Below are 16,273 nucleotides of genomic sequence, written 5' to 3' on the forward strand. Positions count from 1 at the left end.
TCCGGCGGCGATAACCATACGGGTACGCCGAACGCGCAAGGAGGCACTGTGGCCGGACTCAGCGAACCGCGCGACCTGGACGCTCCTGTCGACACCGGCGTACGTGACCCGGTCGTTGCCCGGCTGACCGCGAACGGCGGGCAGTTCGAGATCGTGCCCGCCGAGATACGCGGTATTCCGATGCGGGTGTATTCCGGCGGGCCACAGACGTTACGCGAGGTCGCGATAGCCAGCCGGGAGTTCGGCGATCGGGACTTCCTCGTATACGCGGACCTACGATGGAGCTTCGCCGAACATTACCGAATCGCCGTGGGGCTGGCTCAGTTGCTGCGCCAGGACTACGGTCTGCGCCCCGGTGATCGGGTGGCCATCGCGATGCGGAACTACCCGGAATGGGGCCCGGTGTTCTGGGCGACACAACTGGCTGGGCTGATCGCCGTACCGCTGAACGCATGGTGGCTTGCCGAGGAACTGGTCTTCGCGTTGCGGGACAGCGGCGCCACGCTGCTCGTCGCCGACGCGGAACGCATCCGGCTGCTCGCCAGCCGGCGCGCCGACCTCGACGGCCTGGCGATGATCGAGGTGCGTGGGGAAGGGGATACCGGCGCGCGGAACTGGCGTGACGTACTGGGCGCGCTCGATCTGGACGCGCCGCTCCCGGACGTAGGCGTGCAACCCGAAGACGATGCGACCATTCTGTACACCTCGGGTACCACCGGGCGTCCGAAAGGCGCGATCGGTAGCCATCGCAACCATTGCACCAACATCCAGAACACGCTGCTCGGCCACACGGTGAACGCGATTGTCAACAACGGTGGCGCACCGCCGGAGCCGGCGGGCCCGGAGGCGGTGCAACCCGGAGCACTGCTGACCTTCCCGATCTTCCACATCGCGGGCATTACTGGGCTCTGCTTCGCCACCTTCAGCGGCACCAAACTGGTCACCATGTATCGCTGGGACTCGCGCCTGGCGCTCGACCTGGTCGTTCGAGAACGACTGAGCGGGGTCAACGGGGTGCCCACGGTGATCCGCGAGCTCCTCGCCGAGGCGGCCGGGCGGCGCGCGGGGTTGGATGTCCTCGGTGGACTCGCGATGGGCGGCGCACCGATTCCGCCTGACCTGGTCCGACGGATCGACGGGATGTTCGCGACTACCGTGGCGCCCTCGAACGGGTATGGGCTCACCGAAACCACCTCGGCGGTGGTGAGCAATTCCGCCGCGGACTATGTGTCGCATCCGGACAGTGTGGGCCGGTGCATGCCCGGCGCGGACCTGCGGGTGGTGGATCCCGCGACCGAGCGGGATGTGCCGGAGGAGACCGTGGGCGAGCTGTGGTTTCGCGGCCCCAATGTGGTGCGTGGTTACTGGAACAACCCGGATGCTTCCGCCGCTGCTTTCGTCGACGGTTGGTTTCGTACCGGCGATCTGGGTTACCAGCGCGGAGGTTGGGTCTATGTCGTGGACCGGCTCAAGGACGTGGTGGTGCGCGGTGGCGAGAACGTCTACTGTGCCGAAGTCGAGGCGGTGTTGTTCGAGCATCCCGCGGTCGCGGACGTCGCGATCGTCGGCATCCCCGATGACCGGCTCGGCGAGGAGGTGGCCGCGGTGATCCGACTCGAGGCAGGGCGGGAGCTGAGCGAGGACGCCGTGCGGGAGTACGTGGCAGGCCAGCTCGCCAGCTTCAAAGTGCCGAGCACGGTGCTGTTCTGGACGAACCCGCTGCCCCGAACACCGACCGGCAAGGTACTCAAACGCGATCTGCGTACCGAGATCACCGTTCGTCGAGAGGCCGGCCATGTCGGATGACACGGCGCCGGCCGGAATCGACAGCGCGGCCGTGAACGCCTGGTTGGCCGAGCACGTCCCAGGTTTGCGAGCGCCGGTGACATTCGAGCTGATCGCGGGTGGACGGTCCAATCTCACCTATCGGGTGACCGACGCCGACGGTGTGGCGCGTGCCCTGCGGCGCCCACCCACCGGCGGAGTGCTTGCCACGGCACACGATATGAGCAGGGAATGGCGGTTCATCAGCGCGGTATCCGGCACCGACGTGCCCGTGCCCGAGCCACTCGCGTACTGCGCGGACAGCACGGTCACCGGGGCGGAGTTCTACGTCATGGGCTACGTCGCCGGGCTGGTGCTCGCTGATCGGGATGCGGCCGGTGAACTCGACGAGTTGGCGCGCAGGCGCGCGGCGGAACAGACGATCGACGTCCTCGCCGCATTGCACCAGATCGAGCCGCGTGCGGTTGGTCTCGCCGGTACGGCGAAGCAGGATGGCTATCTGGCCAGGCAGCTGCGTCGCTGGCAGCGGCAGGTGCACCAATCCGGTGCTCCCGACCTCGCCTTGCTCGACGAGGTGCACGACGCACTGGTCGCGCATATTCCGGAGCAGCGGGACGGGATCGTGCACGGAGACTACCGGCCCGGCAATATCGCGTACGGCCCCGATGGGCACGTCCTCGCCGTCTTCGATTGGGAGCTCGCTACCCTCGGCGATTCGCTGGCCGACCTCGGCTGGCTGCTGTCCACATGGGAGCAGGAAGGCGATGTGGTGCCGCCGGCGACGCCCGGGCCCACCGCGGCGCCGGGGTTTCCTGGCCGAACCGAGGTTGCCGAACGGTACGCGCGGCTGACCGCGACGGAGGTGTCCGACCTGCCGTACTACGTGGCCTTCGCCCGGTGGCGTTCAGCGTGCATCGGCGCCGGCGTGTACGCGCGCTATCGCGCCGGCGTGATGGGCGACGATGGCTATCTCGCGCAGGCAAGGGAACAGAGCGTGCGTAGTCAGGGCGAAGCGGCGCGGGACGCGGTGCGGGAGCTGGGTCTACTGAGGTGACGTGACTGTGGAGGTGCCCGATGGCATGGGATTTCTCGACCGAACCGGAGTTCGAGGAGAAGTTGGCGTGGATGCGCGAGTTCGTGCGAACCGAGATCATCCCGCTGGAGACCGTCGAACTGGGACCCGAGGCCTTCGCGGAGGCGACCAGGCCGCTGTCCGAGGAGGTTAAGCGCCAGGGTTTGTGGGCGGCGCATCTCCCACCGGAACTCGGCGGTGGCGGGTTCGGCCAGGTCAAACTGGGCCTGATGCACGAGATTCTTGGCCAGTGTGGCTACGCGCCAGCGATCTTCGGGAACAACGCGCCGGATTCCGGTAATGCCGAGCTACTTGCGGTCGGCGGCGACGAGGAGCAGCGCGCGAAGTGGATGCGGCCCTTGCTGGACGGCGATCTGCGCAGCGCTTTCTCCATGACCGAACCGGGAGCCGGCGCCGACCCGACACTGCTGACGACGCGCGCCGTGCGCGATGGTGATCAGTGGGTGATCAACGGGCACAAATGGTTCACCTCCAACGCTTCGGTTGCTGATTTCCTGATTGTCATGGCGGTCACCGATCCGGATGCCGAACCACACCGGCGCGCTTCGATGATCATCGTGCCGACGGACACGCCGGGCGTGCGGATACTGCGGGACGTCCCGACGATGGCCGAACCGCACCGGCGAGCCGGCCTGCCGGGCGGCCATGCGGAGGTTCGCTACGACGACGTTCGGGTGCCCGCGGAGTATCTTGTCGGTGGTGCGGGCGAAGGCTTCGCACTGGCCCAGAAACGCCTTGGCCCTGGCCGGATTCACCACTGCATGCGCTGGCTGGGACAGTCCAAACGCGCCTTCGATATGCTCTGCGAGCGAGCGGTGAGCCGGTACACGCATGGATCGGTACTGGCGGACAAGCAGCTCGTGCAGGACTGGGTGGCAAGCTCGGCGGCCGAGATGCACGCCGCGCGGCTGATGACGTTGCACGCGGCGTGGAAAATGGATACCGAAGGGGTCGCCGCGGCTCGTACGGATATCGCGATGATCAAGTTCTGGGGCGCTTCGGTGCTGTACAACGTGATCGACCGAGCGATCCAGGCGCATGGCTCACTTGGCTTCACCACCGACCTACCGTTGGAGTCGATGTACCGCAACGCGCGTGCGGCGCGGATCTATGACGGGCCAGACGAAGTGCACAAGGTCAGCGTTGCCCGGCGGATCCTGCGCGGCTACCAGCCGAGGGAGGTCCCCACCGAGCATGTGCCAACCAGAACGGCGGCCGCGCGCGAGAAATTCGCGGAGCTGCTCGATGGCGCGGCGACAAACTCCTAGCCTCCCGAACCGCGATCTTCAGGGGATCGTGCGGTCGCTGTCAGTCGCTCCGCGTATCCAGCCTTAGCCGGCAGCCGAATGAGTTGACGGTGTGCGCGGCCGCTAACGCCGTGAAACTGCCTCGGCACCAGCAAGTCGGTCGACATGCGCGATGTCATCATGCGTGGCGAACTGGGCCGAGGCATGCAACTGCCGTCTACTGTGCAGCTGGTCGAGCGATACGATTCAGTACGTTGCTCGAGGCAGGGGTTGAGCAACGTCAGCGATCCGTACGCTAGGGCCACACCAAGGAGGACTCATGACCATCGATACCGACCTGGAAGCTGAACTTGCCAGAATCTTTAGCGCCAGGGATCGGGAGGACATGGCACCGACGATTGAAGCTCTTCATGGGATCCTTGAACAACATCCGGATAACGCTCGTGTCCTTTATGATGTTGGCGGAGCATACGACACTGCTGGCCAAGAAGAAGTCGCCGCAGGCTACTACGAACGAGCCATTGAGGCCGGTCTGGACGGGAGGTGGCTTCGGCAGTGCTTGCTGCAATACGGAAGCACTCTCCGTAATCTCGACCGTATCGGTGACAGTCTGGCTGTCTTCGACTGCGGATTGAAGCAGTTTCCGGAATCCGAGTCACTCGGAATATTCCGGGCACTGACGCTCCACGCCGCAGGCCGATCGCATGCTGCACTTGGATCGGTCCTCAATCTCATAGCCGATCGATTCCGCACCGACGAAGTGTTGCGGTACGAGGCTGCGATCCGTGGCAATGGGTCGTATTTGGAGTCGCTCGACGCCAACGTTTAGTGGGTGAGGTCGGTTCGGCTCACCCATACAGTGAAGACGGTGTTAGCGTGTTCGTCGAGCCAGATGTGGGCAGCGGTCGGCTGCCTATGTCGGCACCGCACGTTGTCGCCCTGCCGAGGCTAGCGCGGTCTACCAGCACAGTCCGATTGGTGACATACCCGTGGTCGGGGAGTGTCAGGAACAGCGGACAGTCCCGGTTTAGGGCAACTGCGGTTATTGGACGTTGCGGGTGTAGCCGACCAGGCGCAGCGCGATATCGGCATAGCGGTCGGCGAGCTGGTCCGCGGTAATCTCGCCTGCAGGGTCGTACCAATCCGCGATCGCATTGCAGGCCGCTTCCAGCGACCGCCGCGAATCATCCGGATGCTCGCAGTCGAATACGCCCTGCCTGATTCCATCGGCGATGACATCCCGAAACAGATCAGTGGCCGCCCGGCGTAGCTCAACCAACCGGTTGGCTTGCGCCGGTTCCAGATTGAGGATCTCGCGGGTGGCGATGATGCTCTCCAGCCGTCGACGTACCCGGTAGTCCACGGTGGCCTGGACGAGCACCCGCAGCCGATCCTGGGGAGTGTCGGCTGCCTCCCGCAGTGCGGCATCGCAAGTTTCGAAGTAATCCTGCACGCTGTCCTCGAGGAGCGCGGCGAACAGTTCCTGCTTGCTCGCGTACCAGTAATACAGCGCGGACAGGCTCAGCCCAGCACGTTTGGCGATATCCCTGATCGACGCGCCGTGATAGCCGCGTTCGGCGAAAACCTCCCGCGCTGCCTCGCGAAGCGCCGCACCGCCTGCGCCGCGCTGAATGGGTGCGAGCGATCCAGCCTTCTCGAACGCGGTTGCCACCAGGACAGCATACGTCCGCGTCGATCGCGCCGCAGACTGGACGCGGGTCAGACGCGTATGTACTCATCTTCGGCGATCACCCAGGAGGCTCTGTCCTGGGCTTCCAGGCGGCGCGCCGTGGGTACGGCAATCCAGCTGGCCAGTGCGATACCGAGGATGCCCGCGGTGAGTTTGCCGAGCAACAACGCCAGGATCATGTTCGGCTGGAAGTTCGCGGTAAAGGCCAGATGGTCGCCAAGCAGGAATGCGGAACACACCGCGAAGGCGATGCAGCGCACCTTGTCCTTCGGTGGAATGTTCTTCACCAGATGGAACAGGGCCAGCACATTGGCGGCCGCGGCGAGAATCCCCGCCGAGCCCGCCGGGCTGATGCCGACCAGCCCGCCGATCTTGCTCAACGGTTTGGCCAGGTAGGTTCTGATCGCATAGACCATCGGGAACGCGCCGGCGAGCATAATCCCTATGTAGCCCGCGATCTCGAGCGCACGGAACTGGTCATCCGCGTCGGCGATAATCGGATCGAACCCCCACGCGCCGAATACTTTCGTGAACACGCCAGTAAAGTATTCTACAATGGACAAAGCAAGGACGATTTTGAGCACGGCGTCAAGTACCTTGCCCAGCCAGATGAACGCGGTGACCATCAGCTTGGGCACGAACCGCAGGCCAAGCGCGATGAGGACTACCACGATCGTCAACGGGACCAGGTTCAGCAGGATTGTCGACCATGGCAACGAGAATCGATAGCTGGCCGCCGCATCGGTGGACACCTCGGCGCGCAGCGCGGTCTGGTTCGCCGCGAGGATCGCGGTGGTGACGAAGACGCCGATCGGAATGGTCAGTACACCGGACATCACGCCGAGCGCCATGTACTTGTGGTCTCGCGCCTGCAACATGGCAAGGCCGACCGGGATGCTGAAGACGATCGTGGCGCCGGCCATGTATCCGGTTACCGCCGCCATCAACCAGTTTCCCGGGTCCGCGGCCACGGATTCGGCCAGCTGGTAGCCGCCCATATCGACCGCGATAAAGGTGGTCGCGGCCATCGCAGGGTCGGCGCCGAGCAGGTTGAAGAGTGGGCCGATCGCCCATTCGGTGAACTGCGACAGGTATGGAATAGACGCCATGATTCCGGCGACCGGAAGGAAGATCGGCCCGATCGAATGGAGGCCCTCGGTGAACTCCTTGCCGATCCCCTTACCGCTGTCCCGGATCGCGGCGATCGCGCCGACCAGCACGAAGACCATGATGATGCCAATAACCACGTTGCCGACGACGGCCATCGCAGCCTCCTCGCCTTCTCGCCGCGGGTGATGCTCCGGTTGCCGGGCTCTGGTGCGCCAACGGCGTTGTGCGGATCGCGTCCGCACGAGCTTCGCGACTGCAGCGATGGTAGAGGGCCGATCGCAAACGGTCTAGACCGAAAAATTCGTGGCGAGATGGTGTGGCTGGGAAGCGGTGCCGTAGAGACGACTACGGGCCCACCGATCGGCGGGCCCGTAGTCGCGAGCTGACGTTCAGCTACCTGGAACTTTCCCTTCGCTCCAGCCGAGGTAGTTGCTGAAATAGGACAGATCGTCGCCATGTCCGATCGCGCCGTTGACGCTGGTGGAGTAGAAGCCACCCTCGCCGTCGGCAATGCCGACGTGGCCGTACTGGCTGGTGTTCCAGAAGACGAACGCGCCACGTGGTGGGTTCGTGTCGCCCTCGTGCGCGTTGCCGGAGTCCTTCTCGTTCTGCCAGTGCGCGATGGCCGACGGCCAGATCCCGGTGGTGCCCCAGGCGTTCTCCACGGCCTTTTCGCAGAGTCCCTCGTAGGAGGTATCGCCGTCCTTGCTTTCGAACCATTCAATGGCACCGTCGATGGTGCCGTCCGCGGCGTCCGCGATGCGAACCTGCTCGGTGCCCGCGGCGGGTGCCGGTTCGGCGATGGCCGTTGTGGACAGCGCGAGTGGGGCCATAGCGAGTACCGAGGCGATCCCGGTCGCCGCCACGGCGCGGGCCATTTTGCTTCGTGATAGCTGCACAGTGCCCTCCAGTGGAAACTAATTTTCCAACTTGCAGAGGTTAACGTTGCATACTGTCTCGTGTGGTGGCTAGCCCATTGCGCTGAAAGGAGTAGCGCGTCGAAGGGCGGTTCATGCATTCGCTTGAGCGGTTGTGGCTGTCCTTGCGCACATTTCGCCGGGCTGGGGCTTCACGCCGATTCGGCCGCGAGTCCACGCAGGATGTACCCCAGTCCCTGATCGAAGGTCGTTTCCCAGGATCCGGATAGCGGCGGGTCGATGGCCAGGGCGGGATAGGCATCCGGTGCGGACGCGATGCGCGCCCGCACCGCCGCGCGCGCGGTCTCGGCATCGTGCAACTGCCAGGCGGCTTCCATCATCGTGCTCCCGATCACGAAGTTCGCCAGGCAGTACGCCGCGCTCTGCAGCTGGGTCGCTGGGATGCCGGCGCGGGCGAGTGCGCGGTACAGCGACTCTTGCCGAGTGAGCACATTCGGGCCGAGTAGCGGGCGGCCGAGGATGGCCGCCGACCACGGATGCCCGAGCAGCGCCGCCCGCCAGCGCTGGAGTAGCGCACGAATTCGTGCCCAGTCGGCGGCGTGGTCGCCACCCCCATCGCCCCCGTCGTGCTGATCGGCTGGGCACGCCGGGTGCTCGAGATCCTGTTCGGCCAGGTCGACCTCACCGAACACCGCGTCCAGGGCGAGGTCAAGCACGTCGTCCTTGGTTCGCACATGCCAGTACAGCGTCGTGGTGCCCGCGTCCAGATGGTCAGCGAGCCGACGCATCGTCAGTTTGCCGACGCCGTGCTCGTCCAGTAGCTCGATGGCCGCTTGGACGATCCGGTCTCGGGTCAGTGGTGGGTTTTCCCGCGAGGTTGCCGGTTGGTCGCGCAGCCAGATCTGTCCGGCGACACCCTTTGCCCTGCTGGCATCCGAATCACGTGCGGTCACGGCGACCACTATAGTACGGTGGTCCATCTCTAGAACATTGTTCGAGTAACTAGATCGTGGGTCGAGAGGTGTGCCGTGATACAAGGTCAGCTGACCGCGCGACGCTGGGGCGCGCTCGCCGTTTTGGGCATGGCCCAGCTGATGGTGGTGCTGGACGCGACGATCGTGAACATCGCGCTGCCTTCGGCGCAGCGCGGACTCGGTATGTCCGACGCGGACCGGCAGTGGGTCATCACCGCGTACGCGCTTGCGTTCGGCGGTCTACTGCTGCTCGGCGGTCGGGTATGCGACCTGCTTGGTCGGCGTCAGGCATTGGTGATCGCATTGCTCGGGTTCGCGGCCGCCTCGGTCGTTGGCGGCGCGGCCGCCAGCGGTGGCGTACTTGTGGCCGCCCGCGCTCTGCAGGGGGTCTTTGCCGCACTGCTCGCGCCGGCCGCGCTCGCACTGCTGAACACCATATTTTCCCGGCCCGACGAGCGGGCGCTGGCTTTCGGCGTGTACGGCGCACTCTCCGGCGCGGGTGCGACGGTCGGCCTGCTTGCCGGCGGGGTGTTGACCGAATTTCTCAGCTGGCGCTGGTGTCTGTACGTGAACGTGCCGATTGCCGTGCTTGCCCTGCTCGCCGCGCGGTGGACGATGCCGAAGGTGGTGCGGGACCCGAAGGTACGTATCGATTCGCTTGGTGCCGTCCTTGGCTGCGGTGGGCTGGTGCTGCTTGTCTACGCCCTCGGTATCGCCGAACACGGCGACTGGCTGAACCCGTGGCTGCTGTTCCTGTTCGGCTTGGGCGTGGTGTTGTTGGGTCTGTTCGGGTGGCGGCAGCGGCTGGCTGCGAACCCGTTGCTCCCGCCGCGCATCCTCGCTGACCGGGACCGTGCTGGTGCGTTGCTCGCCGTCCTGCTGTCCAATGTGGCGCAGTTCGGGTTCTTCCTGTTCGTCACGTACTACGTGCAGGACGTGCTTGGCTATTCACCGGTTGTCGCCGGCTTGTCCTTTCTGCCGCTTGCCGGCGGTATCGTGATCGGCTCCAGCGTGCTCGCCCGCCGGCTGTTGCCCAGGATCGGCGCGCGGGGAGTACTGGTTCCCGGGCTACTCAGCACCGCGCTGGGGATGGGCTGGTTGGTGACCCTGCAACCGGAAAGTGGCTATCTGGTGCCGCTGCTTCCCGCGCAGATCCTGATCGGGGTCGGTCTTGGTTGCGCGATGATGTCCGCGATGAGCACCGCGACCGCGCGGGTAGCCGAGGAGGACGCCGGTGTGGCAGCCGCAAGCGTGAATGCCGCGCAGCAGATCGGCGGCTCGATGGGTACGGCGCTGCTGAACTCGATCGCGATCAGTGTGGCCGCCGCCGGCACCGGTCCGGACGCCGTGGTTCACGGTTACACCACGGCGATCGCGGTGGCCGCGGGAATCCTGGTACTCGCGGCGCTGGTGGTCGCCGGCATGCTCCCCCGCACACGTGCGGCGGAGCATGTTGCCGGGTAGCTGACTGCCGCGCGCGATGAGGCATCTCCAGTGCGGCCTGACCCGAATGGGGGACACCCCGATATGCTGCGGGGCGTTCAGCTGACCCAGAATCGGAGTGACCACAGTGGCGCGGACGCGGCGTGCGCAACCCGACGACCCGACGGCGCGTACCTACCGTGTCGCGGTACTTGGCAGTAGCGGCGGCAATCTGCGCAGTCATGGCGGCGACGACCCGGCCACGTTGCTCGGCGAGGTGCACCGGCAGTTGACCGCTGCTGGGATCGAGTTGACCGCGATCCAGTTCGTCGCCGCGGCCGGCTCGATGGATTCGACCGAGGAGAGCGCACCGGCCACGCTCTGGGAACTGGTTGACGGGGTACCGCTGCCGGTCCAGCACGGCTCACTCGCGGAGATCAACGAGCTCGCGGCTCGTCGCGACGCCGAACTCGCCGAGGCGGTGCATGCCGGTCGACTGGACGGCTTGGTCCTGATCAGCGCTGATCCAGCGGGGACCAACCAGCGGGTCGTGCGGGCAGCGGCGGCAGGCCAGCTCCCGGCAAGCGGTACCGGCGGCACGTCGATCGCGACGGCACAGTCGATGGGTCTGCGGTTGGTCTCGGCTTCGGGCACCACCGGTACGACAAACGCGACTCGCGCGGTTGCCTACACCTCGGGACTGGCGCGGCACTGGGACCTGCGGTACCGGCCGGTACTTGGCGCTTCGAACACGGTCGCCAAGGGCAGCCCGTGGCGCCGGATCAGCGTACGCGGGATCATGGTGAGCAGCATCCCGGCCTTCATCGCGATGGCTCTGCTGTTGGCGATCAGCAAGATCCCCGGTCTGGACGTCGTGTCCGAGGTCTTCGACACGCTGATCGACGGACTGCCGATCGTCGTCGCGGCGATGGCGGCACGCAAAGTGTCTGGTTTGGACGAGGTCGGTGTTGTCGCGGGCGCGATAGCCGGAATCCTCTCGGTTCCCGGTGGCATCGTCGGTGGATTCGTGGGCGGCGTGCTGGCTGGCGTGCTGGCCAGCTATCTCCTCGCGTGGACGCTGGCGCACCGGTTTCCCGCTACGACGGCGAATATCGCGGCCGGCGGAATCGCCGGACTAGTACCCGGGCTGCTGGTGTACTACGCGCTGGCGCCCTTGACCAGCGCGCTCGGCGGCGGTGTCAAGGACGGCGTGACACAGCTACTCGAGTTCAGTCCGTTGCTCGCTGGCGCTGCCGCCGGCCTGGTGATCTGGCCGGCCATTATGGCCGGCGTCTACCACTCGGTGATCCTGCCGCTTGTACTGCTCGAGATGGGGGAGAAGGGACACAGCTTCTTCGGCGCGATCGACCTGGTCGCGCTGGTGATGGTCAGCCTTGGCATCACGACGGCGAATCTGGTGGCGCCACGGGCTTCCGGGGAGCGAGCCCTCGCCGCTTCGGGTGCCGCGGTGAACTTTGGGTTTGGCACCTTCGTGGAGGCCTCCTATCCGTTCATGCTGGCGGACAAGAAGGTATTCGCGGGCGCGCTGCTCAGCGCGGGACTCGGCGGACTCGTCGTCGGTGCGGTAGGTGCCGAAGCCACCGCGTACGTGCCGAGCCTGGTAGCGCCGTTCGTCTCGACGAACGCGGTGGGCATCGTGCTGGCAATGCTCACCGCCGCGGCGGCCGCGTTCACCTGCACCCTGCTGATCAACCTCCGGGCACGGCGACGCGCGGCCGCCACCAGCTGATACCGCCGGTTACTCCCTGGTGCCGCTCAGTTCGGGCACCCGGCCGGCATACCGCGCGAACAGTCGAGCGTTCGCCTCGTCACCGCCGGGCAGGTTCGCGCTGGTCCAGCGTGGCAGCGTGCTGCCCTGCCGGGCGGCAAGGTCGTCCACTTCGGCCAGCAGCCGTCCCCACACATAGCTAGCAAGGATGGTGGATACCGCCGCGGTGTGTGGCGCGCCAGCCGGATACACCACATCGCCCGCGGGCACCGCGGTGTCCAGGACGACCGTGGCCCGTTCGGCGAGGGTGCTCGCCGAACGGGCGGAAGCGCCCGCGCTGGCGGCGCGCGAGGTGACCGCGATCACCGGCAGTCCGCGGGCGGCACCGAGTTCCGCGATCTCCACCGGGTAGGGATTGCGTCCGCTGGTGGAAAAGACCACGAGCGCATCCGGTGGCGCGGGTTCGGCGGCGGTGAGTACCGCCTCGGCCAGCCCGCTGCGTCGCTCGGCCACGCTGCTGTGCCGGGCGTCGTTCAGCGGCAACAGCTCCGGGTGCCACAGTGGACGGACGGCCGCAAGGCCGCCAGCACGGTAGAAGGTTTCGCAGACCATCGCCAGGGAATGCCCCGCGCCGGCCACATGTAGTACGCCACCGGCGTCCACGGCACTCACGACCAGCTGGGCCGCGTCGGCGAGCGCGGGTCCGCAGGCGTGATCCGCCTCGGTCAGCAAGGTTCGCACCGAGGCGCCGAATTCGGTGTGGATCTCAGGTTCAGACACTGGGTAGCGCTTCCCGTAGGGTCGTCGTCAACTCGTCGTCGTTCGTGGCGGCCCGTAGCCGCTCGGCGAGCCCGCTGGCCAGTGCCTTGGCCACTGTGGACAGCGCCGCGATATGGGCGTCCGAATCAGGGGTGCAGAAGGCGATCAACAGGTCGACCGGATCGTTGTCCGGATGCCCGAAGGCGACCGGGGTGGTCAGCGTGACCGCCGCGACCCCAACCTTGTTTCCGCCGTCCTCCGGTCGCGCGTGGACCAGCGCCAGTCCGGGGCCGAGCACGATGTATGGCCCGTGCTCGGTCACCATCCGCACGCAGGCCTCGGGATAATCCGCGCTCGCCGCCCCTGCCGCGACGAGCGCTTCCGCGGCCTGGCGAACGGCGGCGCGCCAATCCGTCGCGTCCTTGCCGGCGTGGGCGGCGATCGTCGTCACGGCAGCCACCCCTGCGCGGTGAACTTCTCCCGCAGCGCGGTTTCCAGGCCGGCCGCGTCCAGAAAGTCGCTGATCGTGACGGTCACCGGCGCGAGGTCGGGCAGTTCGCTCGTGTGCATGTCCTGGCCGATCACCACGTCCGGTTGCTTGCCTCGGGCGGTGGACACGTCAGTGCACTCCACCCGGGCATCCACACCGAGTGCCTGCAAGGCCTGCTCGGCGGTCATCTTCAGCATCAGGCTCGATCCCATGCCCACTCCGCAGACGGTGAGCACTTCGAGCGGTCGGTCCAGGCCCATGCGCCTCAGCTTTCCTCAGTCGTTGAAACGGATTCCTTGGTGCGGTCCCGCCTACCCACTAGTACCAGGGATACGACGGTAATCAGCAGCGCGATAACGGGCACCAGCCATACCGCCACCGTGCCACCGACCGCTTCCAGTGGCTTCATCAGCCAGATGATCACGTACCAGTCCGGGTCGGCGAGTGTCGCCAACTCCGGTGCGCTGCCCTCGAGTGCGCTCCAGCTGATCGCCTGGCCCGCGGCCAGCACGAGTCCGCTGAGCACACCGCCAAGTAGCGCGCCACGCCAGCCGGCTACCGCGTTGCCGAACACCGCCGAGGCGCCGCCCACGAAGAACAACATGATCATGGGTGGCACCAGCGTGAACCAGCCGGCCGCCGCGAAGATGCCAAGACAGGCGAGGAATACGGCGGTCGCGGACACGAAGCCGAGCATGACCGCGGTGGTGGCGACCGGGAAGATCGTCGGAGCGTCCAGCGCTGGCCGGGCACCCGGGATGACCTTGTCGGAAAGACCCTTGAAGGCGGGCACGATCTCGGTCAGGAACATCCGGACGCCGTAGAGCAGGATCGCGATGCCGCCGGCGAACCGCAGCCCGACCAGTAGGCCCCATACCCACGGCGAGAGGTTCTCGTCCATCGACGCGGCTTCCGCGCGGACCACCTCCGAATCGGCGAAGGCGACCGCGAGCAACAGGATCACCGAGATGATCAGCGCCGTACTGACGTTGACATCCTTGAAGAAGGACAGCTGGCGCGGCAGTTTGAGCTTCTCCGTGTCGTGCTTTTCCTTGCTGCCGAGTGGTTTCGCGGCGACGCCGGTAAGCAGGCAGGTGATCGAGCTGGTGTGCCCGAAGCCGAAGCGATCCTCCGGCATCACCTTGCGCATCAGTGGCCGCATCCACAGTGGCTGTAGCGTCCAGTAGGCGGCGACGAATCCGGAACCACACAGCACCAGGGTGAGCTGGTCGGCGTCCGGCGCGATCAGCGTCAGCATCGCGACGGTAACCGTGCTCACCCAGAACATCAGGTGACCGGTCAGGTACAGGTACTGCGCGGCCGGAAACACCCGCACCAGCAGTACGTGTAGCGCGAACGCCACGGTGATGACCAACGCGACGCTGCCACCGTGCTCGGTCAGGAAGCCGGACAGCGTGTGCTCCGAACTCGGTGGCGTGGTGCCCATGGCGTCAGCGAGTACGGTCTGGAAACTGGTCAGGCCGCCGGTGAACACGTCCACCCCGATGAACAGGATGACCACGCCGATCGTGGCACGTAGCGCGCCGCCGATGGTGTCCTCGAGTCGCTTGCGCTGCAGCAGCAGCCCGACGAGGGTGATCAGTCCGATGAGGATCGGAACCTGGCCGAAGATGTTGTCCGCGAAGAAGCTCAGGATGTCGGTGATGACGTCCATGGAATGCCGCCTAGTTGGTGCTGGGATCAGGTTGTTGGGACGTACAGCCGGATATCGCCGACTACGGCTGAACCTTCGTAGAAGTTCAGGTGTGGGTCGCCGATGATGAACGTATCCGGATACGCGGACCCCTCGGGCCAGGTGTCCCTTGTGGTGTGTGTGCCAGTCGGTCCGGTGTGGGTCAGCTGCTGGTTGAAGCGGCCGTCATACTCCTCGGGACGTTGATTGTAATGCCAGATTGGCCGACCGTCCTCAACGAACTCGTGCCGGAACCGCAGAGTGGTCTCGCCGACATAGCGGAATGGTCCGCTCATCTCGATGGTGTAACCGGACTTGTCCCGCTCGACCGCGAAGGTATAGCTGGCATCTGGTAGCAGTTCCGGCTGTAGCTCGGCACTGGTGAGGATACCGCCATAGTTTCCTCCGGGATCGAATGGCTTCGTGCCGTCGAACTCACCACAGGCGGTCTTGAAGTAGTACTCGTTGCTGATGTTGTTGTTCCGGAACTTGTCGCCCATGGCAAAGATCGCGTTGACGCCGTTGGCATTGCTTTCCGGGGTCGGGTAGATCTCGCCCGTCTTGGGGTTACACGTCGCGTAGTTGTTCTCGGTCGCGGTGTAGTAGCCATCCATGATGATCTTGCGCCGGTAGTGGATTCCCGGGTTGCCGTGTGGCGCCGGGTTGGCGTGATCAAGGATGGTCAGGTAGTAGAAGCCGTTGAAGTTGGTGACGTCTGGATAGTCACACCGCTCGGTGTCCGGGAGAGCGCCTTCGAAGGTCCACGGATAGCTGGTCTTGCAGCCTTCCGGGGTGTAGCCGTTGAACTTGCCGTCGTACTCGAACGAACCATCCCGCTTGCCGCCGAAGTCGATACCGCGCAAGGTCATTTCCACCCGATACTCGGCGGGTAGCGGTTTGCTCGGGCGGACCAGGACACCAGCGTCCCAGCTTGGCTGGGAGATCAGGCCGCCACGGGTACCGTCTGGTAGGGACACCGTCGACAAACCGGGTTCGGAGTCAGGCCGGCCGTCCTTGTTCTTGTCCACGGCGGCGACCTCGGCAGTGAGCCAGTCGGAATCCCCGAAACTCACCTGCTTGCGGTACACGTCCAAGCTCTTCAGCTGCTTGCTGAAAGCCGGGTCGCTCATCTCCTTGAAGGCGCGGCCATCGTCGTCGAAGGCGTCCACGGCCCATGGGCTGTCCGGGCCCATCGGATCACGGACCCATGGCTGCCCGTCCACGTCGGGGTCGGCGCTGAAGTCTTCCGCGTAGGCGAGCTGCCAGCGCGCGTCACGCTCGGCCGGTGTGCCCTCGTCCGCGCTACCTACCGGCGCGAACGCGGCGAGCAGGACCATGGACAGCGTGCCAAGTATCCAGCGTCGTCGCACGACTGACTCTCCCGTCACGATTGCCGGCCACAG

The 16,273-nt window shown here is 65.8% G+C and carries 15 protein-coding genes; 6 read left to right on the forward strand and 9 right to left on the reverse strand.

What is annotated here, in order from left to right:
- Window positions 1-48 precede the first annotated feature (48 nt).
- From EV191_RS18680 to EV191_RS18695, 4 genes are all read left to right on the forward strand, one after another.
- Window positions 49-1,806 carry a class I adenylate-forming enzyme family protein gene (locus EV191_RS18680; protein WP_207894577.1) on the forward strand — a complete coding sequence of 586 codons (1,758 nt, stop codon included), beginning with the start codon at window positions 49-51 and terminating at the stop codon, window positions 1,804-1,806.
- Window positions 1,796-2,839 carry a phosphotransferase family protein gene (locus EV191_RS18685; protein WP_132878386.1) on the forward strand — a complete coding sequence of 348 codons (1,044 nt, stop codon included), beginning with the start codon at window positions 1,796-1,798 and terminating at the stop codon, window positions 2,837-2,839. The genes EV191_RS18680 and EV191_RS18685 overlap by 11 nt, the downstream gene beginning before the upstream one ends.
- 20 nt (window positions 2,840-2,859) lie before the next feature.
- Window positions 2,860-4,146 carry an acyl-CoA dehydrogenase family protein gene (locus EV191_RS18690; protein ID WP_132878387.1) on the forward strand — a complete coding sequence of 429 codons (1,287 nt, stop codon included), beginning with the start codon at window positions 2,860-2,862 and terminating at the stop codon, window positions 4,144-4,146.
- A gap of 298 nt (window positions 4,147-4,444) precedes the next feature.
- Window positions 4,445-4,954, forward strand: coding sequence for a tetratricopeptide repeat protein (locus tag EV191_RS18695; protein ID WP_132878388.1), 510 nt, complete (start codon window positions 4,445-4,447; stop codon window positions 4,952-4,954).
- A gap of 213 nt (window positions 4,955-5,167) precedes the next feature.
- Here the strand turns inward: EV191_RS18695 and EV191_RS18700 are convergent, their stop codons facing one another.
- The 4 genes from EV191_RS18700 to EV191_RS18715 form a co-directional block, all read right to left on the reverse strand.
- Complete coding sequence (locus EV191_RS18700; protein WP_243659049.1) at window positions 5,168-5,797, reverse strand: TetR/AcrR family transcriptional regulator; 630 nt, start codon at window positions 5,795-5,797, stop codon at window positions 5,168-5,170.
- A 47-nt stretch (window positions 5,798-5,844) separates the two neighbouring features.
- Complete coding sequence (eutH, locus tag EV191_RS18705) at window positions 5,845-7,080, reverse strand: ethanolamine utilization protein EutH (RefSeq protein ID WP_132878390.1); 1,236 nt, start codon at window positions 7,078-7,080, stop codon at window positions 5,845-5,847.
- A 234-nt stretch (window positions 7,081-7,314) separates the two neighbouring features.
- Window positions 7,315-7,803 (reverse strand): CHAP domain-containing protein, encoded by a 489-nt coding sequence (locus EV191_RS18710; RefSeq protein WP_132878391.1) that lies wholly within the window; start codon window positions 7,801-7,803, stop codon window positions 7,315-7,317.
- Between the two features lie 191 nt (window positions 7,804-7,994).
- Window positions 7,995-8,756 carry a TetR/AcrR family transcriptional regulator gene (locus EV191_RS18715; protein WP_243659050.1) on the reverse strand — a complete coding sequence of 254 codons (762 nt, stop codon included), beginning with the start codon at window positions 8,754-8,756 and terminating at the stop codon, window positions 7,995-7,997.
- 75 nt (window positions 8,757-8,831) lie between these two features.
- Here EV191_RS18715 and EV191_RS18720 point away from each other — a divergent pair, with 75 nt between their 5' ends.
- Together EV191_RS18720 and EV191_RS18725 are read left to right on the forward strand one after the other, a co-directional pair.
- On the forward strand, window positions 8,832-10,241 hold the full coding sequence (locus EV191_RS18720; protein ID WP_243659051.1) for an MFS transporter: 1,410 nt from the start codon (window positions 8,832-8,834) through the stop codon (window positions 10,239-10,241).
- A 97-nt stretch (window positions 10,242-10,338) separates the two neighbouring features.
- The gene (locus EV191_RS18725) at window positions 10,339-11,949 is read left to right on the forward strand and encodes a hypothetical protein (protein WP_207894578.1); all 1,611 of its coding nucleotides are present in this window, start codon (window positions 10,339-10,341) and stop codon (window positions 11,947-11,949) included.
- A gap of 9 nt (window positions 11,950-11,958) precedes the next feature.
- On the opposite strand, the gene EV191_RS18730 is transcribed toward EV191_RS18725, so the two are convergent.
- Genes EV191_RS18730 through EV191_RS18750 form a run of 5 tightly spaced genes read right to left on the reverse strand, consistent with a single transcriptional unit; the run spans window position 11,959 to window position 16,240 of the window.
- Window positions 11,959-12,708, reverse strand: a complete 750-nt coding sequence (locus tag EV191_RS18730) for a sugar isomerase domain-containing protein (RefSeq protein ID WP_132878393.1) — start codon at window positions 12,706-12,708, stop codon at window positions 11,959-11,961.
- Window positions 12,701-13,138, reverse strand: coding sequence for a PTS sugar transporter subunit IIA (locus EV191_RS18735; protein WP_165913006.1), 438 nt, complete (start codon window positions 13,136-13,138; stop codon window positions 12,701-12,703). Before EV191_RS18735 ends, EV191_RS18730 begins: the two co-directional genes overlap by 8 nt.
- A complete protein-coding gene (locus tag EV191_RS18740; protein WP_165913007.1) occupies window positions 13,135-13,437 on the reverse strand; it encodes a PTS sugar transporter subunit IIB in 303 nt (100 codons plus the stop codon). The genes EV191_RS18735 and EV191_RS18740 overlap by 4 nt, the downstream gene beginning before the upstream one ends.
- A gap of 5 nt (window positions 13,438-13,442) precedes the next feature.
- Window positions 13,443-14,852 carry a PTS ascorbate transporter subunit IIC gene (locus tag EV191_RS18745; protein WP_132878395.1) on the reverse strand — a complete coding sequence of 470 codons (1,410 nt, stop codon included), beginning with the start codon at window positions 14,850-14,852 and terminating at the stop codon, window positions 13,443-13,445.
- Between the two features lie 26 nt (window positions 14,853-14,878).
- Window positions 14,879-16,240 (reverse strand): hypothetical protein, encoded by a 1,362-nt coding sequence (locus tag EV191_RS18750; RefSeq protein ID WP_132878396.1) that lies wholly within the window; start codon window positions 16,238-16,240, stop codon window positions 14,879-14,881.
- Window positions 16,241-16,273 lie beyond the last annotated feature (33 nt).

Source organism: Tamaricihabitans halophyticus (genome assembly GCF_004340875.1).
Lineage (GTDB): Bacteria > Actinomycetota > Actinomycetes > Mycobacteriales > Pseudonocardiaceae > Tamaricihabitans > Tamaricihabitans halophyticus.

Coding starts and splice junctions, on each gene's coding strand:
- EV191_RS18710 (WP_132878391.1), bottom strand. CDS start 7,803: ATGGCCCGCGCCGTGGCGGCGACCGGGATCGCCTCGGTACTCGCTATG.
- eutH (WP_132878390.1), bottom strand. CDS start 7,080: ATGGCCGTCGTCGGCAACGTGGTTATTGGCATCATCATGGTCTTCGTG.
- EV191_RS18745 (WP_132878395.1), bottom strand. CDS start 14,852: ATGGACGTCATCACCGACATCCTGAGCTTCTTCGCGGACAACATCTTC.
- EV191_RS18695 (WP_132878388.1), top strand. CDS start 4,445: ATGACCATCGATACCGACCTGGAAGCTGAACTTGCCAGAATCTTTAGC.
- EV191_RS18685 (WP_132878386.1), top strand. CDS start 1,796: ATGTCGGATGACACGGCGCCGGCCGGAATCGACAGCGCGGCCGTGAAC.
- EV191_RS18740 (WP_165913007.1), bottom strand. CDS start 13,437: ATGGGCCTGGACCGACCGCTCGAAGTGCTCACCGTCTGCGGAGTGGGC.
- EV191_RS18690 (WP_132878387.1), top strand. CDS start 2,860: ATGGCATGGGATTTCTCGACCGAACCGGAGTTCGAGGAGAAGTTGGCG.